Genomic DNA, 25,836 nt, shown 5'->3' with positions numbered 1-25,836 from the left:
TCACCTCCCTCTAACATTAACGTTAACGTTAACTATGTATTACTATTATAGATTAACGTTAACGTTAATGTCAATACAATCAAGACATTTTATGTAAATTAAAAGAATATGTGCACAAAAAAACCTATTGAAAAATCAATAGGTTACATCAATATTTCATATAGCTGCTGTGCTGTTTCTCCTGTTATTTTACCGTATACCCCTCTTTTTTTAGAAGTAAGTTCAGCACTCTCGGAGGTGAACCTTACATTGTATACCACGCCTCCATAAGTAAGCTGTATATCAGGGTCAAGAGCGATGCTATAATCAGCTTTTTTCCATTGGATTTGTTTCATAATTGATTCAACAGTTAAAGCATCTTCTGAACTTAATGTTTTATCTCCTGCTTTTATAGGCTTGCCCTCCCTTTTCTTATTAAATTTTAGTTCAGAATGAGAAAACGAAAATTCAAATTGGTTTTTATCATATTTTATGAGATTTTGCGGTAGTTCTACATACCGGACAACTTCTCCTTCGTGTACAAACACAAGCATTTGATCAGTAGCAGATAGTTTTTTCATCACTTCTTCACTGACCGGTTCGTTTACAAGTTTTTCCACGTCGACTTTCTTGCTTTTGTTTGTCAATAAATATCCTTTTTCCCATTTAAAATCACTTAACTTCGATACATCCACTGAGCTTACACCTTTTTTTGCAAATAATTCTTGAATATTCTCCGCCATTTCTTGTTCGTTGGTGACTTGAGCATTAGAACTACACCCTACCAAACAACAGAAAATAATGCCTATTGCTATAAGAGCCTTCACTTTTTCCTTCCTCCTCTCTACCATTCTTTCAAACAATTCCAACTTTGTATCATTTTAACATATAATTCCTATTTCGCATGAAAACAAAGAAAGAATACGCTTACATAATTTCACGCATATAATTTTGATTTATTTACAAGTTTTTTCTGAATATTTTAAGAAAGTTTTAATATTTTATTTAGTTCGTTTTTAAACTTTATCTTTAGACTAAAAAATAAGTTAAAAATAAATGACGCAGGAGGAAAACAATGACTTGTCTATCTGAAGTTTTAAAGTTTAATGAAAAATTTGTAACAAACAATCAATTTGAGGCTTTTCAAACATCCAAATTTCCTAACAAAAAAATAGTAATCTTAACTTGTATGGATACACGTTTGTTAGAATTACTTCCTAAAGCCATGGGGCTAAAAAATGGAGATGCAAAAATAGTTAAAAATGCCGGAGCTGTTATCTCACATCCCTTTGGCAGCGTCATGAGAAGTATCTTAGTTGCCGTCTACGCGCTACAAGCTGATGAAGTATGTGTCATCGGTCATCATGAATGTGGAATGACGGGCATGAAAGCTGAAGCTATTTTAGCCTCTGCTGAGCAAAGAGGGATTAGCACAGAACAGATTAGTAATCTAAAATATGCTGGTATTGATTTAGAAGCATGGCTGACTGGGTTTGAGTGTGTAGAAGATAGTGTCGAAAACAGTGTGGATATGATTCGAAACCACCCTTTACTACCGAAAGACGTACTTGTTTCTGGAATGGTTATTCATCCCTCAACAGGAAAGCTTGAGGTTGTTGTAAACGGCTATTCTCAAGACCCAACTGAAACCGTAAGCTCATGAAGGAGGATTTTATTGAATGCTAAAAGATAATCGCTTTCAAGGCTATTCAGCACGGCATCTTCAAAAAGACATTATCGCCGGTTTGGTTGTTGGGGTCGTCGCTATTCCTTTAGCAATGGCCTTTGCCATCGCTTCTGGTGTAAGACCTGAATACGGGATTTATACAACCATTATCGCAGGGATTATGGTTTCAATATTAGGTGGATCGAAATTTCAAATTGCAGGTCCAACAGGTGCATTTGTTCCGGTGCTGCTTGGAGTTGTCATGCAATATGGTTATGAGAACCTCATTATTGCCGGCTTTATGGCTGGAATTATGATTACGCTTCTCGGAATATTTAAGCTAGGAAAATTTATAAAGTTTATTCCGCGCCCTGTGACAATTGGATTTACAGCAGGAATTGCGATTATTATTTTCTCAGGTCAGATCGCTAACTTTTTAGGATTAAAAGGAATTGCAAAACATGAGGAATTTCATTTAAATATGATTGAAATACTACGAAAAATTGCAACGATTAACATTTACAGCGTCATCATAGCCGCTATTTGTTTGGCTATCGTGATTACGACGCCAAAGTTTTTACCTAAAATTCCAGGTGCTCTTCTAGGTCTTCTTGTCTCCACACTTGTAGCCATTACACTGTTCCCAGGCAAAGTTGCAACGATTGGCTCTACTTACGGTGCTATTCCGAGTAAACTGCCATCTTTTAGCTTCCCAGATTTAACATGGGATAACATTGTTATGCTATTTCCGGCTGCCTGCGTAATTGCGATGCTTGGAGGTATTGAATCTCTCCTATCAGCTGTTGTTGCTGATAATATGGCCAAAACCAAACATAATAGCAATAAAGAGCTTGTGGGCCAAGGAATTGCTAATATCGCTACCTCGCTATTTGGCGGAATCCCAGCAACTGGTGCCATTGCCAGAACAGCTACCAATATCAAAAACGGCGCAGCTTCTCCGTTATCAGGGGTCATACACGGCTTAGTTGTTTTACTGGTCCTTGTGATGCTTGCTCCTTATGCATCAAACATTCCGCTGGCAAGTATGGCACCTATTTTAATGTTTGTGGCTTGGAATATGAGTGAGCGTAAAGAATTTGCTCATATTTTAAAAACCAAGTCAGCTGATTCATTTGTACTTGTAGCTACGTTTTTATTGACTGTTTTAATGGATTTAACGACAGGCGTTGGAGTAGGTTTACTTTTAGCTATCGTGATGTTTGTGAAACGAATGAGCGGATCGCTGAAGATTTCAAAGGTTCTGGCTGATACATCTGAAAAAGCACACAAACCTGAGATCATGGAATATACCATGCAAGGATCTCTTTTCTTTGGATCTGCCGAAGTGATAGAAGATTCGTTTGATAACATTGTTGAAGCGAAACCGAAAGTTCTGCTGCTTCGAATGAGCCAAGTATCGTTTATTGATACATCTGGAGAAGCTTTACTATCAAAGGTTGTAGAACGTTTGAAAGATTCACATAGCCAAGTCGTTATTTCTGGTTTACAGCACCAGCCGAAAGAAATGTTAAAGTCAACTGGTCTATATGATAAGATTGGTGAAAAAAACATATTTTCTTCCGAACCACCCGTGAGTAAGATTAAGGCTCGTCATAGAATCGCTACTACGTAATAAAAAAGTATTTTAGTTGAAGGAAGATCCGAACGATGAATCGTTCGGATCTTTTTCATTGTTACGGTGAACGTAGATTTCATGTGTTTAGTTACTTCTAGCTGTTGATGGGAGGGCAAGGCGAAGACTCCTGAGGGAAAAGCAGAATAGATGAGACCCCGCAGGAGCGTAAGGAACGAGGAGGCTCATCGGCCGCCCGTGGAAAGCGAAGTCTTGCAAGGAAATCAACAGCGGTGTAACCAGTGATTCCTATTAGTTCATTTATTCCATTTATTCGTCTTTAGATTGGACTGATTTAGTTATGTCTCAATCTCTTTTTTTAAATATTGAACCGATACCCTGCTCCCCATACCGTTTCTAGGTATTGAGGATCTGCTGGGTTTTCTTCTAACTTTTCTCTGAGTTTTCGAATATGAACCGTTACGGTTGAAATGTCTCCTGAAGAATCAAATCCCCAAATTTTTTCAAATAGATGTTCTTTACTTAATACTTGATTTGGATGAGAAACGATAAACTTCAGCAAATCGAATTCCTTCGCTGTAAAAAACACTTCTTTGTCATTCACAAATACTCTTCTAGCAAGGGTATCAATCGCTAAGCCATGAATGCGAATCATGCGCTTTTCTTGCTTATCAGAGAGTCTTTCATATCTCGCTAAATGCGCTTTGACTCTTGCGACTAGCTCCCCTGGACTGAATGGCTTGGTAATATAATCATCTGCACCTAGCCCAAGCCCTCTAATTTTATCAATTTCTTCTTTTTTAGCTGATACTAAAATAATTGGAATATCTTTTGCAGCTCGAATTTGCTTACACACTTCAAACCCACTCACTTTAGGGAGCATAATATCCAAAATAATCAGATCAAAATGTTCATTTAACGCTTTTTCTAACCCTTTATCACCACTATATTGAACGTCTATTTCAAAATCATTAATTTCCAGGTAATCTCTTTGCAATTCAGCAATACTTACTTCATCTTCAATTAATAATATCTTCTTCATGTGTATCACCATTTTCATTCATTTTTTGCAAAGAAAAGAAAATACTTGTTCCTTCGCCAAGTTTACTTAGTGCCCAGATGTCTCCCCCGTGGCGTTCAACAATTTGTTTTGCAATGGCTAGTCCAAGTCCACTTCCTCCAGTATTGCTATTCCGGGACTGTTCTGCTCGATAAAACCGATCAAAAATATACGCTAATGCTTCCGGTGAAATCCCTGCACCGTTATCTTTCACTTCAATAATGAGTTCGCTTTCGGTAGCGGAAAGAACGATATCGATTCTTTTTCTTTCTTTATCCATAAATTTAATACTGTTGGTTGTTAAATTTATTAAAACTCTTCGCAGCTGCTCAGCATCTGCCTTTGCATACAGTGTGGTTAGAGAATCATTGGAGAACAAAACATCAATATCGTGTTCGCTCATTTCAAACTGAAGCTCTTGCACATAACTTTCCATAAAAGCAGAAATATTAAGTTTTTTAAATACAAATGGAATTTCGTGTAAATCCAACTTAGAAAATAAAAATAGCTCATCGATTAACGCGTTCATGTCTTTTGCTTTTGTTGAAATCGTTAACAAATATTTAGAAAGCTTATCCGGCGTATTAGCTACTCCATCTTGAATTCCTTCTACATATCCTACAATGGATGTAATAGGAGTCCGTAAATCGTGTGAAATACTTGAAAGCAGCTGCTTTCGATTATCTTCATATTGAATCTGCAGTTCAACAGAAGACTTTAGTTTTTGCCTCATTTCTTCAAAAGCTTGTGTTAATTCGCCTATTTCATCCTTTGAATTAGCAGAAATCTCAAAGTGAAGATCACCTTGTTTTATTTTTTCAGCCGCTTCTTTTAATTCACGAATAGGTTTAATAATGCTTCTTGAAACAAGGTAGTTTAAAAATCCGATAATAACAATCACTAAGATTAATAGTAGAAAGATTAAAAAAGGAAAAATTCGATTAATAATGCCTACATAAGGGCTGATTTTTCGCAAAACGTAAATGCTTCCTTTTTCTTGATTCGAGAAAGGAAAATCAAGGTTGATATATGTAAAATACTGCTTGCCTATGCGCAGCATGTCCTGCTGGTACGAATGATTTCCTTTACTTTTTTGATGCTTTGGCAAGTATTTACGAAGGTTTTCTCCTTTAATGGATTCTGAAGCATATACAACCTCTGTGTTTTTTTGAATCACAATATCAATATTTTCAAATTCATATTTTTTAACCGTCTCCGGCCGCAGCAGCTGTTCTGGTTTTTTTTCACTCAGTAACTTTAAATCTAAGAATGCATTTTCTTCTTCTGGCGTTAACAATTTATACTCATAGGAGTGACTGTACAGCTTTCTTACAAAATCGGCGTCTCCAGTAATGGAGAAGAAAATGAGAAAGCCCGATAAAAAAAGCAAAATAATAAAGACAAACACAATGCTGATATACGTTAAAATAAAACGCAGCTTAATTGACATTACTTACCCCATGCCCCTTTGGCTTTAACAGAACTATTTGATAGACTAGTAAAGGTGAATAACAAATAGATCGTTAGACATTATACATATAGCAAAAATTAAAACAATAAAAACAAATGTATATTCTCACTTTACCGTGATAGAGTGAGAATGAACACCACCTTTTTTACCATTTTATGAATTACTAGGAAATTACGATCTATTTTTCATAATATTCTTAGGCTGAAAGTTATACTATACTTAATATTCCAAAAAAGGAGACTTTTTAATGAAAGTTATTAAAGCTACTTCCTCTCACATCCCTTCTATTGCCCGTTTATACGTAGACAGCTGGCGCATTACATACAAAGGGTTAGTACCTGCTGCTTATTTAAAAAACTTGTCTTATAAACAAAGTGCAGAAAAATGGTCCCTTTTTCTTAACGAGCCTTCTCATTTTATTTTGCTCGCTATCGATGAACAAGGAGAAATTGCCGGCTTTTCAGCAGGCAAACCTCATTTGTCCAGTGCTGAAATATACGCGCTGTACGTTTGCAAAGAAGCGCAAAACCAAGGAATTGGTCATCTTCTGTTTTCTCATTCAGTAAAGGAATTTGCTGATCAGCAATATACGTCTATGATTATTTGGGCTATGAAGAAAAATGAGAAAGCCACTCAGTTTTATAAGAAATTAGGCGGTAAAAAAATCTTGAATCGTACAAGTCAGTTTGGAGAAACTAAAGTTGAAGACGAAGCATACGGTTGGGAACGTCTTCCTTCTATATAAGTAAACGAGCACCAAAAGGTGCTCGTTTACTTGATAGGAACTCCTGTTGAAGAATTTTCTGGAGCTTGAGTTCGTTTTAGAAAAAAAGATAAGACGAGGGCAATCGCTCCAACGAGAGCAGCAATAAAAAATGCTTGCTGCAATCCGGAAATCAGTCCATTCACTTGTGCTAAAGCTGCATTTGGTTCATTTACTCCTTTTAAGTAACTCTCTTTTCCTGAAGACATAATACTGACAAATAGCGCAGTTCCAATAGCCCCGGACACTTGTTGTAATGTATTCATTATTGCTGTGCCATGTGGGTACAGCTGCTTGGGAAGCTGATTTAACCCGGTGGTCTGTGCAGGCATCATCACCATCGAAATACCAATCAACATCATCACGTGCAGAGTAACAACATAAGCTACACTCGTAGAAGCGGAAAGTTGACTAAAAAGTCCAAGAGATAGGATAACGAGCACAAGACCTGGAGTGACTAATGTTTTAGGACCAAACTTATCAAATAGCACTCCTGCCACAGGAGATAACAAACCATTAATTAAGCCACCTGGCAACAGCACAAGACCAGCTGCTACTGATGTTAAAAGCAGCGCTCCCTGGAGATACATAGGAAGCAAAATTAACGTAGAAAATAGCGTCATCATCATAATGGTCAGCATAGCAGCAGCTACTGAAAACATTCGGTAGCGAAAAGCTCGAATATCAAGCATAGGTTCTTTCAAACGCAGCTGGCGCAAAATAAAAAAGAGTAGGCCCACAAGTCCAACAATAAGGGAATAAATAACAACAGGATTCCCCCACCCCTCTCCTTCACCTGCTGTACTGAAGCCATAAACGACTCCTCCAAAGCCTAAGGTAGACAAGATTATAGATAAAAAATCTACTTTTGGCTTCGTGAGCTCCGATACATTTTTCAAGTAAACAGAGGCAAATATAAGGGAAAAGACGACTAGAGGGACCACTAAAAAGAAAAGCCATCTCCACGTAAATGTATCAATAATAATACCTGAAAGTGTAGGTCCCAGTGCGGGAGCGAACATAATGACTAAGCCAATTAGCCCCATGGCTCCTCCTCGCTTTTCGGGAGGATAAATCGCAAGGATGGTATTCATTAAAACTGGAAGCAATAGCCCCGTACCCAAAGCTTGGATAATTCGTCCAACCAGCAGTATCGAAAAAGTAGGCGCAAAGCCACAAATCAACGTTCCAGCTAAAAATAAAATCATCGCACTTAAGAACATTTGCCTAGTGGTAAACCATTGACAAAGAAGCGCTGTGACAGGCACCAATATACCAATCACAAGCATATACGCTGTTGACAGCCATTGTACGCTAGATGGTTCAAGGCTAAACTCTTTCATTAAATCGTTAAAAGCAATGGTCAAAAGCGTTTCATTTAAAATAGCTACAAATGCACCTATCACTAGCGATGAAATGATAGGACCTCGTTTTGTTTCCGTACGACTCATCCCCATTCTCCCTTTTCATTTTATTTATATAGATGCTTACATCACCTCTACTTATCAACAACTCAGACATTAGACAATTGCTATACAATCATACTCATAACCTTTTAGAATGGCTACACTGTTCTAGCTTATGATGGTTACACAAAAAGCAGAACGATTAACACGCTCTGCTTTTAAGTTCGAGAAGATAATGTTATTGAGCTGTTGTCTTTTTATCCGTTGAATGAGCTTTGCTACAAAGCTCATTCCAGTGCCAAAAACAATTTCCTTGACTCACTATAAAACAATCCAGCCATTTCTGAAAATTCATATGTAATACATGTGCATCTTGAAACGATGCATTCCGCTTTTTTACTATTATATATGCAGGATGCGCTGATTTTTTGGAGTCAATGATAATCTCTTCCTCTCCGACAGACCCAATTGTCATATAGAGACTCTGACTTTTATAAGTTGTTTCTCTTACATCTTCTAAGCTATAAAGATTCCCTGTTGTTTTTTTGTCAGCATCAATGAACAAATTACACCCATTTGTTAGCTGCAAAAACTGCTTGTAGTCTTTCGGAAGTGCTACATGCATTTCTTCTTCGAAAACATTCAGTTGTTTTTTACTTACTCCATCAAAAAAAGTACAAGTGGTTCTGTATACTTCTCCTTCATTTTTACACACTTCTATAACATTATTGTTTTCCCACAGCCGCTTTCGAAGTGAATTTATTATTTTTTCAATCATACTCTTCCTCCAAGCGTTGGATTTAAAACGGTTACATTACATTAATTAAACAATAATGTGCTAATTCCTTCTTTCCTACCAAATTATACGATAAACTTTAGAAATTCATGTTTAAATAACATAGAAAAAAGCAGCGAATATCGCTGCTTTACAGGTTATACAGGTGCTTTTTCTTCCTGTTCAGAATGATGATCGTAATCAATAAGCGCTTTTGGAAGACCGGTATATTTAGCCCAATAATAAATCCCAATGGATACGACCGCTATGATAATTAAGTCTACAGGCGTATCGATCAAACCCTTCCCTCCGCCGAACGAACCGATATAAGAAATAAAGAGCATGATGATATAATAAGCAACTAACCACCAAGTTGACTTAATCTGCTGACGAAGACTTACTTCTTTTGTAGGCACATATTTAGCAAAAATCAAATAAATAACAAACATGACTAATTGAGAAGTTAACAGCCATGAAATAGTCTTCCAGCCTGACCAGTATACAATAAAGGAAGCAAAAATAAAGGATAATGGACCAATTATACTCATTCCTCTTAATTTAAAAGGCTTTTCCAAATCTTTTGCGTTCACCATAAATGCCGCTGATGAAATTGGTGCAATCGCGTAAGAAAGAATAAGCGCAACAGAGCATACGTTTACGAGTGCATTCCACGAAGGAAATGGCAGTGTCCAAAAAATTGAAAGTCCTAACGAAAGCCATAGAGATGATCGTGGAATCCCTGTTTTTTTATCCACATGAGCAAACGTTTTAAATAACGTACCGTTACGCGACCAAGCATAGATAAGTCTAGATGTTGTATTCATAAAAATATTACCGTTACCACCTGGTGATAAAATCGCGTCTAAAATAACAAGCGTTGCTAGCCAGCCAAGACCCAGAACAACAGCGATGTCTTTAAATGGCAGTGAAAATTTATCTTGAATGCCGGACCAACCGCCCGTAATCATATCAGATGGAATGGCCCCGATAAATAAGACTTGTAGAGCGGTATAAATAAGTGCTGCTAGAATGATACAAATCACAAGAGCAATTGGAATATTACGCTGAGGATTTTTCACCTCTCCAGCTACCGATACAATCGGATGAAGGCCTAAGTAAGCAAACATAACCCCACCTGTGGCAATGGCGGTCTGGATACCATCAAATCCCCCGGGAGCAAACTCTCCCATCGTAAAGTTTCCTGACTTAAAATAAAATGCCAGCGTTACAATTACCGTAAGCGGTACAAAATATTTAAAAATAGAAATGATAATATTCGATTTCGCAAATGCTTTTACACTCCAGTAATTGAGTAAAAAGAATAAGCAAAGCAAAACAAATTGTAAAATCCATCCAGATATTGTCGGTGAATCAGATCCGGATTTTGTTAAACCTGGAAACCAGTAGGCCACATACTGTCTCACTGCTGTTACTTCGATAGCGATTAAACTAGTGTAAGCTACAATAGTAATAAACGAAATCATATAGCCTACAAGATGACCGTGTGAATAAACAGGATATCGAATAATTCCTCCTGTACGAGGCAAGGCAGCCCCTAACTCAGCGTATACAAGGCCTATTAATAAAATAATAACTCCACCAATAACCCAAGAAAAACTTCCTGCAGGACCTGCTTGTGTAGCGACGTTACTAACGGCAAACAGCCAAGCGGAGCCAAAAATAGCCCCTAATCCAATCAATGTTAAATCTAATAGGGATATCGTCTTTTTAAACGGCCCTTTATTCTCCATAAGCTTCCTCCTTTGGATGAATCATCACTTTTGTTGTTTTTTTTTGACAACATTCATATATATTCGATAATATGTGTCAAAATTTTTATTACTATACCCATTCAAAATTACTTTGAACCCCTTTTCTTTATTTCTACAGATTAATTAACAGAAAATTTTAAAAATAACTCTTATGTTCAAGACACATTAAAATTTTTTCTTCTCTTCTTTAATAGGTAAAATACTCAATAAATGAAAGGAGTTAGATGAATGACTTTACCAGAGAATTTGCCTGTTGATTTTACAGCTTACAACCATTTAACATTCCTTCCGCTCGGGCGTAAGAATAAATCGATTCGTTCCGTGGGAAGTAAACATACTAAAGGGTTACTTGGACGTTTAAATGACTACTTTGAGCGAGCAATGAATGAGTTATCTCAAGAAGATATAACTCTTTTTCAAACGTTCTTATATGGAAGTCATAGGGGCGGTTTTCCCGTCGCAATTGATAAAAATGAAGACGTTTATCCTTACTTTTGGAAACCAACTTCATTTCTATGGAAAGAATATAATAAGAATCGCGGCATTCCTATTCATCATGATGAGTTTTATTCTCAAGATTTTACGGTTTTGACTAAAAATGAGTTGGGAAATTATCTCGGAAGCATTATGAAAGTTTACATGTTTTGCGCTAGAATACATGATTCTCCAAAAGAAGAATGGATTCAACATATTAATAAGTGTTTCTTCAAACATCCGCTCATTTCCCTTTATCATCGAAATGCAGATGTGATTGAAGCAATTGAACAAGCAAAAAAATCACCTTTGCTTTTTATTATGAAAAACCCTGAGCAAATTGCTTTTTGGCGCAATCGGATTGAAATCATTATGAGACCTTTTCGCTCTCTTTCTTCCACCGCCTTCGAGAGAGGATTTTCAGATACGGAAGATGCGGTATTAACTGTTTACGGAGAAAACGAGATCATTCGCTTAACTTCAGAAAACAGAGGACTCGCCGTAACATATAACGTTACAGGATATGCCTTTTCACTCGATGATGAGTATAATGTAGTGCTAGCAGCCAAGCGCTTAGCTACAACTCAGCGACAGTTCGAAGAGATTATAGATGAAAATGAAGAAGTGATTCAAAAACTGCTTGTCTTTTTAAAATGGAAAAGTCTTTTAGATCATCATGAAGTGCACATCAAAGAAATCCAAGATAAATTGTGCAACCTAACCACTTATCAACTTAATCAAAGACAATTTTTACAGGAAAAATACCCCTTTCTTTCGTTCATTCAAAACGTATTACAAGTAAAAACACCGAATGCAAATCTTGAAGTTGGTTCCATTCAATGGTTTTCGCAATGGGATTTTCCAGACGTCACCCTGCTGCAGGAAACAGACAAATTTACATGTTATATGGGTCCAAGCAAAATAGAAAAGAAACTGACAGAAATAAGCGCTAAGATAGAAAATGAACTTCATCAACAGCGTCAGAACCTGCTTTCGACTCCGCTAAAAATCGGTCAAATAACTTTTGATTCAAACCAAATGTTACGGTTATTAACGCTTATAGATACCTTAAAAGACACGGAAACTCAGCAAAGTTACGTACAAATTTTAGAAGGCGTTTCGACTAACAGTATTCGTCAAAAAAAGCTCGATAAAGTATCTGCATTTGGATTATTGAATTCCGTAAAGCGCAAGCGCATCGTAACCTATTTACAAGAATTACAAAACTATCAGCTGCTAAAAAAAGAGAAAAAAGGATTCAGCCTCACTCCAAAAGGCGAAGCCATCCGGCATCTATTTGAAGAAGAATCACGGAGAATATGAGAATATATCTCGCGTGATTCTTCTTTTTTGATTTTTGAAGACTACTTTCTCTATTAAATGCTTATCATAATTAGAAATCTCCATTCATATAATCATTACTAGATTAGCAAAGTCCTTCATACCTATCATATGCAATAGCTTGATGCTGACATAGAGAGGAGATTTCGCCATTGAAATCTAGTAATCGCGCCAATTTTGTAGTGTTAACATATAAGATGGTTCTTGTTATTTTATCCATTGTTTTAATGACCTCATCTATCATTGTTCTAGTAAGTTACTCAGCAATTAAAGAACAGTTCAATTCTTCTATTGTCTATCAAACGTTATCGAAGCATAAAGCAGAGAGCCTTTATTATTTGATGAGCCAAGAAAACCATCATTTTTCAACGGCTTTTGATAAAAATTACTCGCCTCCAGGTCTTTCTTCTACACTGCTCGAGTTATCAACAAGTATTCGAGCAGAAGACGCCAGAAGCTTGTTTGGTTCAGAACTTCCTGGATTCAGTATTTACGACTCCAATATCATTATTGCCGGTGAAGGCACAAATTTCACAAACTTCCCGCGCGAATCTGCACCACCGTTAGATGAAACACTAAAAGAAAGAAATTCTACTACAAAAGTTCAGCAGCCTAAAGAAAACAATGATAAGAACGCTCCAAATAATACAACTGGTGGAAAAAAGGTATTTTATATTTATCATACGCACAGCTGGGAATCTTACTTGCCTCTGTTAGGACTTGAAGGTGATCCAGATGCTAATAAAGCAGTGGATAGCAAAACAAATATTAATATTGTCGCAAATATGCTAGGAAAAGATTTAGAGGCACAGGGAATTGGGGCAGAAGTAGATCAAACCAATATTGGACAGAAATTAAAAGAAAAAGGTTGGAACACCAATCAATCGTACGCCATGTCTCGCACAGTAATTGAAACGGCGATGACTGAGAATAGAGATTTAACTTACTTTATCGATTTGCACCGAGATTCGCTTCGAAAAGATAATACAACTATTAAGATTAACAATAAATCGTACGCAAAAGTTGTGTTTGTTTTAGGGAAAGCAAATCAAAACTTTGAACAAAACTTAAAAATGGCAAAAGCGCTTCATGAAGGACTTGAAAAGAAGTATCCTGGCTTAAGCCGCGGAGTTATTGGCAAAAACAAATCCAGCGGTAACGGTGTATATAATCAAGATGTTTCTAAAAATGCTATTTTAATCGAAGTGGGCGGAGTTGACAATAACTTTGATGAACTAACCAACACAACAAAAGCACTGTCTGATGTCATTAGCCAATTTTACTGGCAAGCTGAAAAAGTAGATGCCCCTGCTCAATAAAAAAAGCCCTCTTCATTGAGGGCTTTTTAAAATTCAATTCCTTTTACAGCAGGAATTCCTTCATCGTAATAATGTTTGTGAGGCTTCATTTCCGTCACAAGATCTGCTGCTTCCATCACTTCTTTTTTTGCAGAACGTCCCGTAATGACCAAATGCATATGCACAGGGCGCTTTTGAATAAGATCAATCACTTCATGTAGCGGTAGCACATCATCAATAGGAAATTTATCGATAGCCAGGGCGTTATTTAACTCATCTAAAATAACCACATCATATTCGTTCGAGAAGACTTTTTCCTTCGTTAGCGCCCATGCTTTTTGCAAAGCATCACGATGTTCAGGCGGTGTTTTTGTCCACGTAAAGCCGACTCCTGTTTGAATCATTTCAATTCCCATTCTGTCAAACATCAGCTTTTCGCCATATGTACGTTGAGGAGATTTAATAAATTGAATCATTAATACTTTTTGTCCGCGTCCCGTAGCGCGCAAAGCAAGACCTAAAGCAGCGGTTGTTTTCCCTTTTCCGTCTCCGGTATAAATTAACGTAAGACCACGTTTGTCTTTCAATCTAAAAACCTCTTTTTCTTCTAATTTCACTTTATGACATTTACAGCCACGTTGTTTTTTCTGTAAACGGTGTTCTAGCAGGCTCTTTCATTTTTGTAAGAGACTCTTCATTTGGATAGCCTAGAAATACGTTTCCTACTACGACTTTACCTGAAGGCTTACCGATAAACTCATACAGGCGCTCGTCTCGAACAAGACCAACGCCTCTTGTTCTCCAAACGAATCCAAGACCTAGCTCTTTAGCTGCTAGCCACATGGAATGAATCGCGCATGAAACCGCATATTTGTTGTCTTCAGTGGCTTCTTCGTCTCCTTCAACTGTATCAGCTGTTACGACGATATGTACAGGCGTATTTTTCACTGCTTTTAACGAACTTTCTACCAAATGAGGCTTTGTAGGAAAGCGCTCCTTTAAATAAGCTTCAGCCAGTTCTTCATACTTCTTTTTTGCTTCTCCTTGAATCACATAGAAGCTCCAAGGCTCTCTCATTCGGTCATTTGGAGCCCACGTCGCTGCTTCAAGCAGCTGTTCAATCTTCTCTTGCTCCACTTCACGTGCCTCATGATCTCGTACCGCTCTTCGTTCTTTTAGCTGTGAGATAATCGTCATGTTGTCTCCTCCTTTTAACGTTAAAGCAGAATATTTTCCGCTTTTTCTTCGAACCATTTTATTTTTTCTCTGATTGTCACAACATCTCCTACAAGTACGATAGCAGGATGAGCAATTTCTGCTTTTTTTGCTATTTCTTCAATTGTGGCAAGAGTTCCAGTTACGGTGCGCTGATACTTTGTCGTTCCCCATTGAACAAGCGCCACTGGCGTATGTTTATCTCTTCCGTGATCCATCAATTGTTTGCATATGTGAGGGAGATTTCCAACGCCCATATAAAAAGCAATCGTATCTATTCCTTGAGCGAGCGCTGACCAGTTTAAATAATCTTTTCCTTTTTCTTCTCTTCCATGCCCAGTTACAATCGCAAAAGAAGTTGCATAGTCTCTGTGGGTAACAGGAATTCCTGCATAGGCCGGAGCTGCAATTCCTGACGTGATACCTGGCACTACTTCGTAAGGAATTCCTTGATTAGCAAGCACTTCAGCTTCCTCTGCTCCGCGGCCAAATACAAAAGGATCTCCTCCTTTTAAACGCGTGACTACTTTTCCTTGAAGTGCTTTTTCAACAAGCAGTTCGTGAATACGATCTTGGATGACTCCGTGCTTGCCTGGTAATTTTCCGCAAAAAATAAGCTCCGCGTCTTTTTTTGCATAGTTTAACAACTGTTCGTTGGCTAAGCGGTCATATAAAATGACGTCTGCTTCTTGAATACACTCCATTCCATACACGGTTATTAGCTTCGGATCTCCTGGTCCGGCTCCTACTAAATATACTTTTCCAACTGTCACACTGCATCTCTTCTTTCTTTTTTTGCCGCTTTACACTGTTCCACCCAGTTTTCTACCATTTTCGTAGAAGAGCCGAAATGAAAGTGCGTATAGCCGGCAATTAAATTATTGTTCATATAGCCTTCTTCTTTCATTCCTCGCATCCCTTTTGTATCATAGGCAGGCGAAAACTCTTTCTCTGAATAAAAAGTTGAATAATGAAATTCATGGCCTTTAGCTTGTATATCGCCTTTAAATAAAAAATTCCCCGGCTTTCCCGTGACTTCTCGGTATCCTAAAGCAGCTAATTTTGTCTGCATCCTTACTTGTCCGGGAATAAGCCCCACCATTTCATAGCATGTATCATCTGTTGTGACAATACCATCTGTTAAAAACATAAAGCCTCCACACTCAGCGAGCGTAGGCAGCCCTTTTTGAATGGCTGCTCGGACAGAGTTTTTAACGTCGATTTGCTGAGCCAGTGTTTCAGCAAATTCTTCTGGAAATCCGCCTCCTATATAAAGGCCGTCAGCATCTTGTGGAACCATTTCTCCTTTTAAAGGTGAAAACTCTACAAGCTCTGCTCCGCAAGCTTTTAACAATTCGAAATTTTCTTCATAATAAAAGTTAAAAGCAGCATCTCTCGCCACAGCAATTTTCACTTGAGGCACGGACGGCTTTGTAAATATAGGATCATTAATTTCTATTTTAGGAGCTAAAGCCAGCTCGTATACTTTTTCGATATCAATTGTATCATGAACAAGCTGCCCTAACTGTTCAAAAAACGGTGTTAATTCTCCTCGTTCAATCGACGGAATGAGCCCGAGGTGACGCTCAGGAATCGTAAGCTCATCGTTTCTTTTCAAGTAGCCTACTACAGGGATGTGACATTCCTGTTCAATCGCTGCCTTAACAAGTTTATAGTGCCCTTCACTTCCAACTCGGTTAGCAATCACACCGACAATGTTGGCTTCGGGTAAAAATTGCTGAAACCCTTTTACAATCGCCGCTGCGCTTCTAGCCATACTAGCACAATTGACAACTAAAAGGACAGGGCTATTTGTGATTAAGCTAATTTCTGCTGTTGATCCTTCGTTCGTTAACGGGTTTTTTCCATCAAAAAATCCCATAACTCCTTCCATGATGGAAATATCAGCATCTTGACTAGCCCGAGCGACAATTTCTCTAACCATGTCGTGTTCAAGCATCCAGCTGTCGATATTTCGAGACGTTCGTTCTGTAACAGCCGTATGATACGTTGGATCAATATAATCGGGTCCGCACTTAAACCCTTGAACTTTATAACCAGCTTGTTTTAATGCTGCCATCAGCCCGATTGTAAGGGTTGTTTTTCCTACGCCACTTCCGGTACCGGCAATGACGAGTCTTCTGTTTGACATGTTGTTCTCTCCTTTAGTCATATGGAATAAGTGCCACTGAAATAGTTACATTCCCTGACTTTTTCTTAACAAGTTCAAGCGTATCAGCACCGCTGTATAACATAGCAGCAGGTTCACTAACGCCATATGCACCTGTATATTTAAAGACAGTATCTGAAGGCTGTTGGATACTTATGCTGTTTAGCTCTTGCGGCGAATAATAGACAAACTCCCAGCCATACTTAGACGCCACTTCTAGCAGCCCTTCTTCATCTTTCTTTAACTCTATTGTACATAATGCTTTTACACTTTTCATTGAAAACTGAAGTTCAGCAAGCGTTTTTTCAATAACGGTTTCAATTTCAGCTGCACTTGTCCCTCGATTGCACCCCATCCCAATCGCCAACACTTTTGGCCGGTAAAGAACACCGTTTTCTAAGATCGCTTCTTCCTCTTTTTTTAAATCGCGATGCGTTACGACCAAAGCTGCATGTGGCGATGCTTCAAGAGCTGTCTGAATCGATGAATACGTTTTAATGTTAGCTGGAACGGGGTGCTCATAATGCCACCAGCTCTTTTCACCTGATTCTTGAACCACTGCTATTTCTTCTTCATTCACCACAGAAGCACTGACGGGCGTTAGCTTTTCTGCTGATTCCCATACCCATCCAAAGCGCTTTCCAAATAAATCAACTGGAATCGTTTTTTGAACATCGGATGCTGTTGTAATAACAGGATGGGCCCTAAGAGCTGCCGCAACTTCACGCGTAAGCTCATTTGCTCCTCCGATATGACCCGAAAGCACACTGATGACATTTTCGCCTTTGTCATCGATAACAACAACCGCCGGATCTGTTTTCTTATCTTTTAAAATAGGTGCAATCATACGCACAACTGCTCCTAGTGAGATAATAATAATAAGTCCTTTATACGATTCAAAAAGAGAAGGCAAGAGCATCCGCACACTTCCTGAAAACATCTGAATGTTCTGCTCTTGTTCGTCTCCTTTTTCAAACTTGCTCATGTAATACACATCAGACTGCTGAAAGATGCGGCCAAGATTTCTTGCAATTTCTACGCCGTGCTTCGTGATGGCCACGACTGCATAATCCCCGCGCTGTGTAATTGGAGCTTTTTTTCCTTCTTCGAGTTGAATCATTCCGATTTCACTCCCTTGCGAAAGCCGTGGGTAAATGTTTTATCGTAGAGTTTTGAACGATAATCTTTGTCATGAATGTGGGGGTCAAGTGCCCAGCCCGCCAAAATCATAGCCTGCTTACGAATGCCATTTGTTCGCATAGCATCATCTAGGTCTTTTACCGTCGTGCGAACAATTTTTTCATCAGGCCACGTTGCTTTATAGACTACTACAACCGGCGTATCCTCACTCCAACCGGCATTTATAAATTCTTTCATTACTTTTTTTGTGAGCGTCGCGCTTAAAAATAACGCAATCGTACATTTATGTTTTGCTAAATCCGTTAATTTTTCAAACTCAGGTACAGGCGTTCTTCCTTCGGCCCGAGTTAAAATAACGGTCTGAGTCAAATCCGGAATGGTTAATTCTGCTTCAGCCGCTGCAGCAGCAGCGAATACGGAGCTGACGCCCGGAACGATTTCAATATCAACACCTTCTCTTTTTAAAAGCACCATTTGTTCCATAATGGCTCCGTACATAGCCGGATCTCCCGTATGTACTCTCACGACCATTTTCCCTTCACGCATGCGATCAAGCATAGTACCGACCATTTCTTCTAAATGCATACCCGCTGTTTTTAACACTTCAGCACCTGGTTTAGACTTAGCAATTAGATCTTGACTTACTAGTGAGTCAGCGTATAAAACAACATCTGCTTGCTGAAGTAATTTTAAGCCTTTTACGGTAATTAAATCTGGATCTCCGGGTCCAGCTCCGATTATGTATAACTTCATTTTCGCACCACCATTAGCGTTAAGTATTGTAAATCCGCTCCTTCTAGTTCTGAAGCTTTCCAAATAATTTCTTCATCTGACGTTACTTTTGTTACCACCGACGCTTTTTCAAGCAGGTCAAGCTCTTTTAAAAGACCGACCATAAAATCGATGACTTTGGCTACTTTAATAAAAATGACGCAGTCGTTTTCCACTAATACTTTTTTCATTGTTTCATAATCTTCACGAGCAGGAACAATTGCTACGTGTTCATCCCCGTCTGCTAACGGAATACCTAAGCGAGATGCAGCTCCATTAATGGATGAAATGCCAGGAATCACTTGAATCGGAGCCTGTGGGTGACGTTCTTGCATCAGACGCATCATGTGAATAAACGTGCTGTAAAGCATAGGGTCGCCCTCTGTCACAAATGCTACATCTTTTCCTTCCTCAAGCTTTTCCCATACTCGTTCCACCGTTTCGGTCCATTTTTTTTCTAAAATAGCAGGATCTTTTGTCATCGGAAACACAAGTCCGAGCATGTCTTTTTCATTTGCACTGAAATAGACATCAATAATTTTCTGAGCGTAGCTTTTGCTTCCTTTTTGCTTTTTCGGATACGCAATAACGGGTGATTCTTTTAATTTACGAAATGCTTTTACTGTAATCAGTTCTGGATCTCCTGGTCCAACTCCAAGTCCGTACAATGTTCCAATCATGTTCATTCTCCTCTTTTGGCTGTAATAATATAAATGGGGTTTAAAGCGTCAAATCGTGTTAAATGTAAAATTGGCTTGCTTCTTGAAATTTGTGCAAGGGTAACAGCAGTCTCAAACCCTCGTTCTTTAAAAGCTTTCATCGCTTCTGCTAAATTTTCAATCGTTACGGCATTTAATACGATGCGACCTCCTGAATTTAATCGGCTGCAGCAAACATCTAAAATTGTTTCCATGCCTCCTGCTGTACCTCCAATAAACACCGCATCAGGATCAGCAAACTCATTTAGCCCTTCCGGTGCTTTTCCGTGCACAGTGTGGGCATCTACTCGAAATTTCGCTAGATTTTCCCTGCAGTTTTCTAAGTCTGCTTCATTTTTTTCCACGGCAAAAATTTGTCCTTCACGCGCTATTTTAGCCGCTTCAATCGCAACTGAACCCGTACATGTTCCGATATCCCATACGACGCTGTCTCTCTTTAGCTGCAGGGCGCTAATACTAAGTGTACGAATTTCTTTTTTGGTGATAAGTCCCTTATCCGGTTTACGTTGAATAAATTCATCGTCCTCTATTCCAAGAGGCCAGACTGGACTTTCTTCTACCTGCTTTAATATCACGACATTAAGCGGAGAAAAGAATTGATTCGCCGCCTCTTCCAACGAAAGCAGCTGACAGCGCTCCGTTTCTCCTCCTAAGTTCTCTGCCACAAACATCTTGTATTCTGTCATGCCAAATGACAATAAGTAGTTTGCCAGAGCAGTAGGAGAATTTTGCTCATCGGTTAAAATCGCTACTTTTTTATAGCCGTCAATGCGCTGAGCAAGTCCCTTTATGCTTCTCCCGTGCACACTTGTAAAATAAGCGTCTTGCCATCTTTCTTTTAAACGTGAGAATGCAAGCTGAATAGAACTTAAATAAGGGTATATTTCAACGTCTAGCTTCGTAGAAAGATAGCTTCCAATTCCGTAAAATAACGGGTCGCCTGATGCTAACACAACCGCATTTCCTTCTTCGTTTTTTAAACGTTCAACAAGGGAAGAAAGACCTCCTTCAATGGCTACTTTTTCTCCTTGGAAATCTTGAAAAAAGTCAAGGTGACGCTTCCCTCCAATGAGCACATCGCTTTCGTAAATCCACTGTTCATACATAGGAAGCAGACTTAACTTCCCGTCGTCACCAATTCCAATAATTTTAATTGCCATGTTGCACCGCCTGTCCTAAAAAATCTCCTTTTAATGTGTAAAGAGACGTATCGACATCGATTCCGTCCCCTACTTCCTTTAATGCTGATAAACAGCAGTACTCGCACAGTTTTTCAAAAAACTGATGATGACCGCTTTGCGTCATTAAATCTCCCACTTGAGAAGCTGTGTTTGCGCCTTTTATTTCCTCTACCAGTTCATCAGAAGCGCCTGACTCAGAAGCTGCTTTTGCTAAAAAATTAAAATCAATGGGTGCACTTTTGGAATGAACCATCATAACGCCTTGGGCAACTTTAGAAAACTTTCCCATCATGCCTACGAGCGATACTTTTTTCATTCCTTGCTTTTTACATTGTTTTAAAGTAAATCCAACAAAATCTCCCATTTCTATAAATGCTTCTTCTGGAAGTTCAGGGAACTGTTTCATTCCATACTTTTCGCTTCGGCCCCCTGTAGTAATGACAACGTGCTCACAGTTGCTCGCTTTAGCAACGCTGATTGCCTGCACGATGCTTGCTTTATAAGCAGCCGTTGAGAACGGAACGACAATCCCTCTTGTCCCCAGTATCGAAATGCCTCCTAAAATACCTAGACGTGCATTTAATGTCTTTTTCGCCATTTCTTCTCCCTCAGGAACAGAGATAACAATCTTAACGCCTTTTTGAATATTATATTCAGCCAGAAGCTGTTGAGCCGTTTCTTTCAGCATCTTTCGTGGAACAGGGTTAATGGCTGCTTCACCTACAGGAACAGGGAGACCGGGCTTTGTTACACGCCCTACCCCCACTCCTCCATCAATGATAATGTCTACACCATTACACCACGAAACTTCAGAAATAATCAGCGCTCCGTGCGTGGCGTCGGGATCGTCTCCAGCATCTTTAATGATGCTAGCTACAGCGCTGCTTGCGCGATACTCGCATTCTTCAAGATGAAACGTAGCAAAGCGACCGACAGGTAAGTAAATCGTTGACTCATCTTGCACTTCTCCTGAAATTAGCGTAAGCAGCGCTGCTCTCGTAGCTGCCGTTGCACAAGCGCCCGTTGTATAGCCTTCTCTGAGTTTCTTAGGTTCTTTTGGCACTTCCTTCATACGTTACACCTGATCTGCAAGGATTGAAATTGCATTTAATGCAGCAACGGTTACCGTACTACCGCCTTTTCGCCCAATGTTTGTAATAAACGGCACGTCAAGTTTAGCAAGCTCTTCTTTAGATTCAGCTGCTGAAACAAATCCTACCGGCAGACCAATAACAAGCCCAGGCTTCGCTTCTCCTTCTTTAATCAAACGAATTAATTCAAGTAAAGCTGTCGGTGCGTTCCCAATTGCAAAAATCCCGCCGTCTGCTTCTTTAATTGCTTTTCGCATAGAAATAATTGCACGCGTTGTATTTAAACGCTTCGCTTCTTCCATGACGTCCGAATCTGAGATATAAACTTTGATTTCCCCGCCGTGTTTTTCAATTCGTTGCTTGTTTGTTCCTACTTGTACCATTTGTACATCAGCAACCACTTGCTTGCCGCTGCGAATTGCTTTAATTCCTGCTTGAATGGCATCCGGATGAAACAGCATGCTGCGTCCAAGCTCAAAGTCTGCAGACGCATGAATCACGCGCTGAACAATTGGGTACTGTTCATCTGTAAACGGATGAGGCCCAAGCTCTTCTGTAATCATTTCAAAACTTTTTCCTTCAATTTGCTGAGGCTGAACAGTTAACGGTTTAAATTCTGTACGAAAATCCATCTCAATCAACTCCTAGTTTGGTTTACTAAAGCATGAACCACTTCTTCAAACGTAGAATAAACGGTCCCATACTCGATTTTTGGTCGCCCAATCATAATGATATCTAAGCCCAACTCTTTGGCTGCTTCCACTTTTTCATCCACAGATCCAACTTTTCCGCTTTCTTTTGTGACCATGACCGTCACTCCGTACTGCTTATACAGCGCTCGGTCAAACTCTTTTGTAAACGGCCCTTGAATAGCAATAATATTTTTTTGCGGCAGTCCTAATTGCTGGCACTTTTCCATATTATCCAGCCTTGGAAGCATACGAGCAACAAGCCGTACATCTGAAAGAGGAAGCAGCTTTTCTGTAAAAACCTGCAGCGTCTTGCTGCCTGTTGTCAGCATAATAACTCCTTTTTTCTCAGCTGCTACTTCTGCTGCTTCTTCATACGTAGAAACCATCGTCATATTATCATAGGTAAAAGCCTGCGAAGCCCGCTCATAGCGTATGTAAGGAATCGCTGTTTCAGCAGCCGCACCGATAGCATTTTTAGACGCTTCTTCGGCAAAAGGATGACTTGCATCAACAATAGCTTTTACACCATGTTCGTTTATAAAATCCGTCATATCTTCTTTTGTGAGACGTCCAATTTTCACTTTCACTTCTGCTCGCTGTAATTCGATTGCTGCATTGTCGGTTACAACCGTTGCCGTAACGTCATAACCTGCTTTTTTCACTTGCACGGCTAATGCACGTGCATCGCTAGTTCCAGCTAACAATAAAATCATTTTAGCTCGCCGACCTTATCTTCATGGTGATCGTGGTGATCGTGGTGATGGTGTCCGTGATCATGGTCATGATCGTGATGATGATGGTGATCAATATGCTCCATAATGCCGAGGCGATATTGACACGTATCGCAGTTCATTTTCACTTCACCTTCTAATCCTTCTTCAGCACGTTCTTTTAAAATTGTCTGCAGTTTTGGATGAAAACCGAAATAGCCGGCTAGCTTAAACTCAATGTCTTCATGCTGCAATTTATAATGCTTAACCATTTCTTCTAAACGCTTAATTAATACGCCTGTAAATAAGAAATACGGAAGAATCACCACTTTTTTAGCGCCTAATTTCAAACATCGCTCCACTCCTTCATCAATCAATGGAGCGGTCACGCCCATAAAAGAAGTTTCAACGATTTTATAGTTTGTTTTTTCCCAAAGAAGGCGCGTAATTTTATATAAATCACTGTTTGCATCAGGATCACTTCCTCCTCGTCCTAAGACAATAACAGCCGTGTCTTCAGCTGGAGTTTCTAAATTCTCTCCTGATTCTTGTAATCTCGTTTTTAAAATTTCAAGAGCTTCTTCATGAACGCCAATGGGACGCCCGTATACGAAGTTTACATGTGGATATTTTTCCTTGGCCTCATCTATAGCCGCCGGAATATGTATTTTAGAATGACCAGCAGGCAAGAGCATAATCGGAATCACAACTACATCTTGTGCTCCTTTTGCCACACACGTGTCAATTCCTTGACTTACATTCGGACGTTCAAACTCCAGAAAACACGTTTCTACTAAAATAGATGCGTCCCAATCATGCTTCATAGTAGAAATAAACTCGCGAATTTGATCGTTCCCTTCAGGATCTCTGCTTCCATGACCTACAAATAAAACTGATTTCATATAATGTCCTCCCATTTCTTAATCTCCGCACGGAGCTGGTTCTACTTTTATTTTTGGTGTTATATCTTGATAGTCGAAACCATAGACGTTCTTCACACGCTTAAAGAATTTATGAAACCGCTCATTAGGATGACCTTTTTCTTTATATTCATGGATAATATTCTCCACTATTTCAACAATGTCATCGGGCGCTATGCCTTCCGCTACAATTTGACCTGAATGCGCATTGCGTCCAACCGTTTTAGCTCCTAAAAATAAGTCAAACGCACCTTTTCTATAGACAATGCCGATATCTTCTTGAACAGCACCGTAACAAGCCATACCGCATCCATTAATACCAAGCTTCAGCTCTTTTGGCATGTCCATTCCCCCCAGGCGTTTTTGTAATTCTTCCGTATGTGGAATGGCATCGCTTTTTTCTCCATCGCAAAAATCACACGCTTTGATTGTGAACACGTCTCCGACCGGAGATAATAAAAAGGAAGCTGCTTGGAGCTTTTCAATGATCATATCTGGATGAGCCGTTGGAATTTGCAGTTTGATTTGATGGTCAGGTGTATACTCCATCGTACCTTTTTCACCAACAACTTCTGCTAGTGTGGTCATTTGAACAGGCGTGAATTTCTTATTTGCAAGTCCTGGACTAACTGCTACTTCAAAAATAGACTCGATTGGCTGGTGTACGACCGCAGAAGTGGATTCACCTAAAATTGCTTGAAGCGCTTCTTCTGCAAGGGCTCGTGAAGCTGCTGTTTCTTCTCTTGTGTTCTGAACTGCTTCAATAGCTGAAGCTGATTGCTTTACAGCCTCCTCTTGATCAAGAGCCCATGGTTCTGCTTCTTTTCGAAGTCGCTGATGAGGTCTTAGCGGCTGCTCTGTTTGGTTGAGGGTATATTTCCGCTGATACCCGCGCGGTGTAATCATTAAATCGTCGTAAAAGAATGTAGAGGAATTTCCAACAACAACGGTAGTCAGCATGCCGATTTCATGATTTAACATATCTTTTAAATTGGTCATTACGACTTCTTCACGGTCACGATAAGCGCTTTTCACAAGACCAACAGGCGTATCAGGGGAACGGTATTTTAATAGAATCCTTTGCGCTTCAACAATTTGCCTTGTTCGTCTTCCGCTTTTCGGATTATAAAAAGCCACTACAAAATCTGCTTGTGCAGCTGCTTCAATTCGTTTTTCGATTAGCTCCCAAGGCGTAAGATGATCACTTAAACTAATCGTACAGGCATCATGCATTACGGGTGCACCAAGGAGAGATGCACATGAATTAATGGCCGAAATGCCAGGAATTACTTCCAGCTCTACGCCCGTTTCCTTTTTCCAGCCCTTTTCAATCAACACTTCATACACAAGTCCAGCCATTCCGTATACTCCTGCATCTCCGCTTGAAATAACCGCCACGGTTTTCCCTGCTTCAGCTTGCTTTACAGCTTCTTGTGCACGGCTTACTTCTTCGGTCATTCCTGTACTGATAATTTGCTGATTCGTTAACAGTCCTTGAATTAATTCCACATAGGTTTTATAACCGATGATCATATCACTTTCTTGAATGGCTTCTCTTGCTCGCTGTGTAATATGTTCAAAGCTTCCTGGACCGAATCCAATAACTAACAGTTTACCTTTCATGCTAG

Annotated in this window: 24 protein-coding genes; 5 read left to right on the top strand and 19 right to left on the bottom strand. The window is 39.3% G+C overall.

Going from position 1 to position 25,836, the window contains the following annotated elements; genetic code table 11:
- Positions 1 to 143: 143 nt before the first annotated feature.
- A complete protein-coding gene (locus M3225_RS11115) occupies positions 144 to 806 on the bottom strand; it encodes a hypothetical protein (protein ID WP_251393313.1) in 663 nt (220 codons plus the stop codon).
- A gap of 248 nt (positions 807 to 1,054) precedes the next feature.
- On the opposite strand from M3225_RS11115, the gene M3225_RS11110 reads away from it, so the two are divergent.
- The gene (locus M3225_RS11110; RefSeq protein WP_251393312.1) at positions 1,055 to 1,642 is read left to right on the top strand and encodes a beta-class carbonic anhydrase; all 588 of its coding nucleotides are present in this window, start codon (positions 1,055 to 1,057) and stop codon (positions 1,640 to 1,642) included.
- A 16-nt stretch (positions 1,643 to 1,658) separates the two neighbouring features.
- On the top strand, positions 1,659 to 3,278 hold the full coding sequence (locus M3225_RS11105) for a SulP family inorganic anion transporter (RefSeq protein WP_251393311.1): 1,620 nt from the start codon (positions 1,659 to 1,661) through the stop codon (positions 3,276 to 3,278).
- A gap of 319 nt (positions 3,279 to 3,597) precedes the next feature.
- Here the strand turns inward: M3225_RS11105 and M3225_RS11100 are convergent, their stop codons facing one another.
- Positions 3,598 to 4,281 (bottom strand): response regulator transcription factor, encoded by a 684-nt coding sequence (locus tag M3225_RS11100; RefSeq protein ID WP_033579157.1) that lies wholly within the window; start codon positions 4,279 to 4,281, stop codon positions 3,598 to 3,600.
- Entirely contained in the window at positions 4,259 to 5,749 is a 1,491-nt protein-coding gene (locus M3225_RS11095; RefSeq protein WP_251393310.1) for a sensor histidine kinase, read from the bottom strand. Before M3225_RS11095 ends, M3225_RS11100 begins: the two co-directional genes overlap by 23 nt.
- A 268-nt stretch (positions 5,750 to 6,017) precedes the next feature.
- Between M3225_RS11095 and M3225_RS11090 the strand changes: the two genes are divergently transcribed.
- Positions 6,018 to 6,515: a GNAT family N-acetyltransferase gene (locus M3225_RS11090; RefSeq protein ID WP_251393309.1), complete on the top strand. Its 498-nt coding sequence runs from the start codon at positions 6,018 to 6,020 to the stop codon at positions 6,513 to 6,515.
- A 26-nt stretch (positions 6,516 to 6,541) separates the two neighbouring features.
- On the opposite strand, the gene M3225_RS11085 is transcribed toward M3225_RS11090, so the two are convergent.
- From M3225_RS11085 to M3225_RS11075, 3 genes are all read right to left on the bottom strand, one after another.
- Complete coding sequence (locus M3225_RS11085; protein ID WP_251393308.1) at positions 6,542 to 7,984, bottom strand: MDR family MFS transporter; 1,443 nt, start codon at positions 7,982 to 7,984, stop codon at positions 6,542 to 6,544.
- A gap of 193 nt (positions 7,985 to 8,177) precedes the next feature.
- Positions 8,178 to 8,717 carry an SMI1/KNR4 family protein gene (locus M3225_RS11080; protein WP_251393307.1) on the bottom strand — a complete coding sequence of 180 codons (540 nt, stop codon included), beginning with the start codon at positions 8,715 to 8,717 and terminating at the stop codon, positions 8,178 to 8,180.
- Between the two features lie 155 nt (positions 8,718 to 8,872).
- Positions 8,873 to 10,465 (bottom strand): APC family permease, encoded by a 1,593-nt coding sequence (locus M3225_RS11075; protein WP_251393306.1) that lies wholly within the window; start codon positions 10,463 to 10,465, stop codon positions 8,873 to 8,875.
- Positions 10,466 to 10,714: 249 nt separating this feature from the next.
- Here M3225_RS11075 and M3225_RS11070 point away from each other — a divergent pair, with 249 nt between their 5' ends.
- Both M3225_RS11070 and spoIIP read left to right on the top strand, forming a co-directional pair.
- The gene (locus M3225_RS11070) at positions 10,715 to 12,283 is read left to right on the top strand and encodes an RQC-minor-2 family DNA-binding protein (protein WP_251393305.1); all 1,569 of its coding nucleotides are present in this window, start codon (positions 10,715 to 10,717) and stop codon (positions 12,281 to 12,283) included.
- 170 nt (positions 12,284 to 12,453) lie between these two features.
- Positions 12,454 to 13,620, top strand: coding sequence for a stage II sporulation protein P (gene spoIIP, locus M3225_RS11065; RefSeq protein ID WP_251393304.1), 1,167 nt, complete (start codon positions 12,454 to 12,456; stop codon positions 13,618 to 13,620).
- A 26-nt stretch (positions 13,621 to 13,646) separates the two neighbouring features.
- Here spoIIP and cobO read toward each other — a convergent pair whose 3' ends face one another.
- Genes cobO through cobJ form a run of 13 tightly spaced genes read right to left on the bottom strand, consistent with a single transcriptional unit; the run spans position 13,647 to position 25,831 of the window.
- The gene (gene cobO, locus M3225_RS11060) at positions 13,647 to 14,216 is read right to left on the bottom strand and encodes a cob(I)yrinic acid a,c-diamide adenosyltransferase (RefSeq protein ID WP_308215730.1); all 570 of its coding nucleotides are present in this window, start codon (positions 14,214 to 14,216) and stop codon (positions 13,647 to 13,649) included.
- Between the two features lie 10 nt (positions 14,217 to 14,226).
- The gene (locus M3225_RS11055) at positions 14,227 to 14,796 is read right to left on the bottom strand and encodes a nitroreductase family protein (protein WP_013057305.1); all 570 of its coding nucleotides are present in this window, start codon (positions 14,794 to 14,796) and stop codon (positions 14,227 to 14,229) included.
- Positions 14,797 to 14,816: 20 nt separating this feature from the next.
- A complete protein-coding gene (gene cobA / locus M3225_RS11050; protein WP_116071892.1) occupies positions 14,817 to 15,587 on the bottom strand; it encodes a uroporphyrinogen-III C-methyltransferase in 771 nt (256 codons plus the stop codon).
- Positions 15,584 to 16,966: a cobyrinate a,c-diamide synthase gene (locus M3225_RS11045; RefSeq protein ID WP_251393302.1), complete on the bottom strand. Its 1,383-nt coding sequence runs from the start codon at positions 16,964 to 16,966 to the stop codon at positions 15,584 to 15,586. Before M3225_RS11045 ends, cobA begins: the two co-directional genes overlap by 4 nt.
- A 13-nt stretch (positions 16,967 to 16,979) precedes the next feature.
- Complete coding sequence (locus M3225_RS11040) at positions 16,980 to 18,104, bottom strand: cobalt-precorrin 5A hydrolase (RefSeq protein ID WP_116071888.1); 1,125 nt, start codon at positions 18,102 to 18,104, stop codon at positions 16,980 to 16,982.
- Complete coding sequence (gene cobM / locus M3225_RS11035) at positions 18,101 to 18,877, bottom strand: precorrin-4 C(11)-methyltransferase (protein ID WP_116071886.1); 777 nt, start codon at positions 18,875 to 18,877, stop codon at positions 18,101 to 18,103. Before cobM ends, M3225_RS11040 begins: the two co-directional genes overlap by 4 nt.
- A complete protein-coding gene (cobI, locus tag M3225_RS11030; protein WP_116071884.1) occupies positions 18,874 to 19,575 on the bottom strand; it encodes a precorrin-2 C(20)-methyltransferase in 702 nt (233 codons plus the stop codon). The genes cobM and cobI overlap by 4 nt, the downstream gene beginning before the upstream one ends.
- Positions 19,576 to 19,577: 2 nt before the next feature.
- A complete protein-coding gene (gene cbiE, locus M3225_RS11025; protein WP_116071882.1) occupies positions 19,578 to 20,774 on the bottom strand; it encodes a precorrin-6y C5,15-methyltransferase (decarboxylating) subunit CbiE in 1,197 nt (398 codons plus the stop codon).
- Positions 20,764 to 21,867, bottom strand: a complete 1,104-nt coding sequence (locus M3225_RS11020; protein WP_251393301.1) for a cobalt-precorrin-5B (C(1))-methyltransferase — start codon at positions 21,865 to 21,867, stop codon at positions 20,764 to 20,766. Before M3225_RS11020 ends, cbiE begins: the two co-directional genes overlap by 11 nt.
- Positions 21,868 to 21,870: 3 nt before the next feature.
- Positions 21,871 to 22,518, bottom strand: a complete 648-nt coding sequence (locus tag M3225_RS11015) for a precorrin-8X methylmutase (protein WP_025751694.1) — start codon at positions 22,516 to 22,518, stop codon at positions 21,871 to 21,873.
- Positions 22,519 to 22,523: 5 nt separating this feature from the next.
- Positions 22,524 to 23,291 (bottom strand): precorrin-6A reductase, encoded by a 768-nt coding sequence (gene cobK, locus M3225_RS11010; protein ID WP_251393300.1) that lies wholly within the window; start codon positions 23,289 to 23,291, stop codon positions 22,524 to 22,526.
- Complete coding sequence (locus tag M3225_RS11005; RefSeq protein WP_251393299.1) at positions 23,288 to 24,190, bottom strand: sirohydrochlorin chelatase; 903 nt, start codon at positions 24,188 to 24,190, stop codon at positions 23,288 to 23,290. Before M3225_RS11005 ends, cobK begins: the two co-directional genes overlap by 4 nt.
- A gap of 18 nt (positions 24,191 to 24,208) precedes the next feature.
- A complete protein-coding gene (cobJ, locus tag M3225_RS11000; protein WP_116071872.1) occupies positions 24,209 to 25,831 on the bottom strand; it encodes a precorrin-3B C(17)-methyltransferase in 1,623 nt (540 codons plus the stop codon).
- Positions 25,832 to 25,836 lie beyond the last annotated feature (5 nt).

This window comes from Priestia aryabhattai (assembly GCF_023715685.1).
Taxonomy (GTDB): Bacteria; Bacillota; Bacilli; order Bacillales; family Bacillaceae_H; genus Priestia; species Priestia aryabhattai_B.
The sequence above is the reverse complement of the archived record's forward strand: the minus strand, read 5'-3'. Positions and strand labels throughout refer to the sequence as shown.

Coding starts and splice junctions, on each gene's coding strand:
- M3225_RS11090 (WP_251393309.1), top strand. CDS start 6,018: ATGAAAGTTATTAAAGCTACTTCCTCTCACATCCCTTCTATTGCCCGT.
- M3225_RS11110 (WP_251393312.1), top strand. CDS start 1,055: ATGACTTGTCTATCTGAAGTTTTAAAGTTTAATGAAAAATTTGTAACA.
- cobK (WP_251393300.1), bottom strand. CDS start 23,291: ATGATTTTATTGTTAGCTGGAACTAGCGATGCACGTGCATTAGCCGTG.
- M3225_RS11075 (WP_251393306.1), bottom strand. CDS start 10,465: ATGGAGAATAAAGGGCCGTTTAAAAAGACGATATCCCTATTAGATTTA.
- M3225_RS11095 (WP_251393310.1), bottom strand. CDS start 5,749: ATGTCAATTAAGCTGCGTTTTATTTTAACGTATATCAGCATTGTGTTT.
- M3225_RS11055 (WP_013057305.1), bottom strand. CDS start 14,796: ATGACGATTATCTCACAGCTAAAAGAACGAAGAGCGGTACGAGATCAT.
- M3225_RS11040 (WP_116071888.1), bottom strand. CDS start 18,104: ATGATTCAACTCGAAGAAGGAAAAAAAGCTCCAATTACACAGCGCGGG.
- M3225_RS11015 (WP_025751694.1), bottom strand. CDS start 22,518: ATGGATTTTCGTACAGAATTTAAACCGTTAACTGTTCAGCCTCAGCAA.
- cobM (WP_116071886.1), bottom strand. CDS start 18,877: ATGAAGTTATACATAATCGGAGCTGGACCCGGAGATCCAGATTTAATT.
- M3225_RS11100 (WP_033579157.1), bottom strand. CDS start 4,281: ATGAAGAAGATATTATTAATTGAAGATGAAGTAAGTATTGCTGAATTG.
- cobJ (WP_116071872.1), bottom strand. CDS start 25,831: ATGAAAGGTAAACTGTTAGTTATTGGATTCGGTCCAGGAAGCTTTGAA.
- M3225_RS11005 (WP_251393299.1), bottom strand. CDS start 24,190: ATGAAATCAGTTTTATTTGTAGGTCATGGAAGCAGAGATCCTGAAGGG.
- M3225_RS11070 (WP_251393305.1), top strand. CDS start 10,715: ATGACTTTACCAGAGAATTTGCCTGTTGATTTTACAGCTTACAACCAT.
- M3225_RS11085 (WP_251393308.1), bottom strand. CDS start 7,984: ATGAGTCGTACGGAAACAAAACGAGGTCCTATCATTTCATCGCTAGTG.
- M3225_RS11080 (WP_251393307.1), bottom strand. CDS start 8,717: ATGATTGAAAAAATAATAAATTCACTTCGAAAGCGGCTGTGGGAAAAC.
- M3225_RS11020 (WP_251393301.1), bottom strand. CDS start 21,867: ATGAAGGAAGTGCCAAAAGAACCTAAGAAACTCAGAGAAGGCTATACA.
- cobI (WP_116071884.1), bottom strand. CDS start 19,575: ATGATTGGAACATTGTACGGACTTGGAGTTGGACCAGGAGATCCAGAA.
- cbiE (WP_116071882.1), bottom strand. CDS start 20,774: ATGGCAATTAAAATTATTGGAATTGGTGACGACGGGAAGTTAAGTCTG.
- M3225_RS11105 (WP_251393311.1), top strand. CDS start 1,659: ATGCTAAAAGATAATCGCTTTCAAGGCTATTCAGCACGGCATCTTCAA.
- M3225_RS11045 (WP_251393302.1), bottom strand. CDS start 16,966: ATGTCAAACAGAAGACTCGTCATTGCCGGTACCGGAAGTGGCGTAGGA.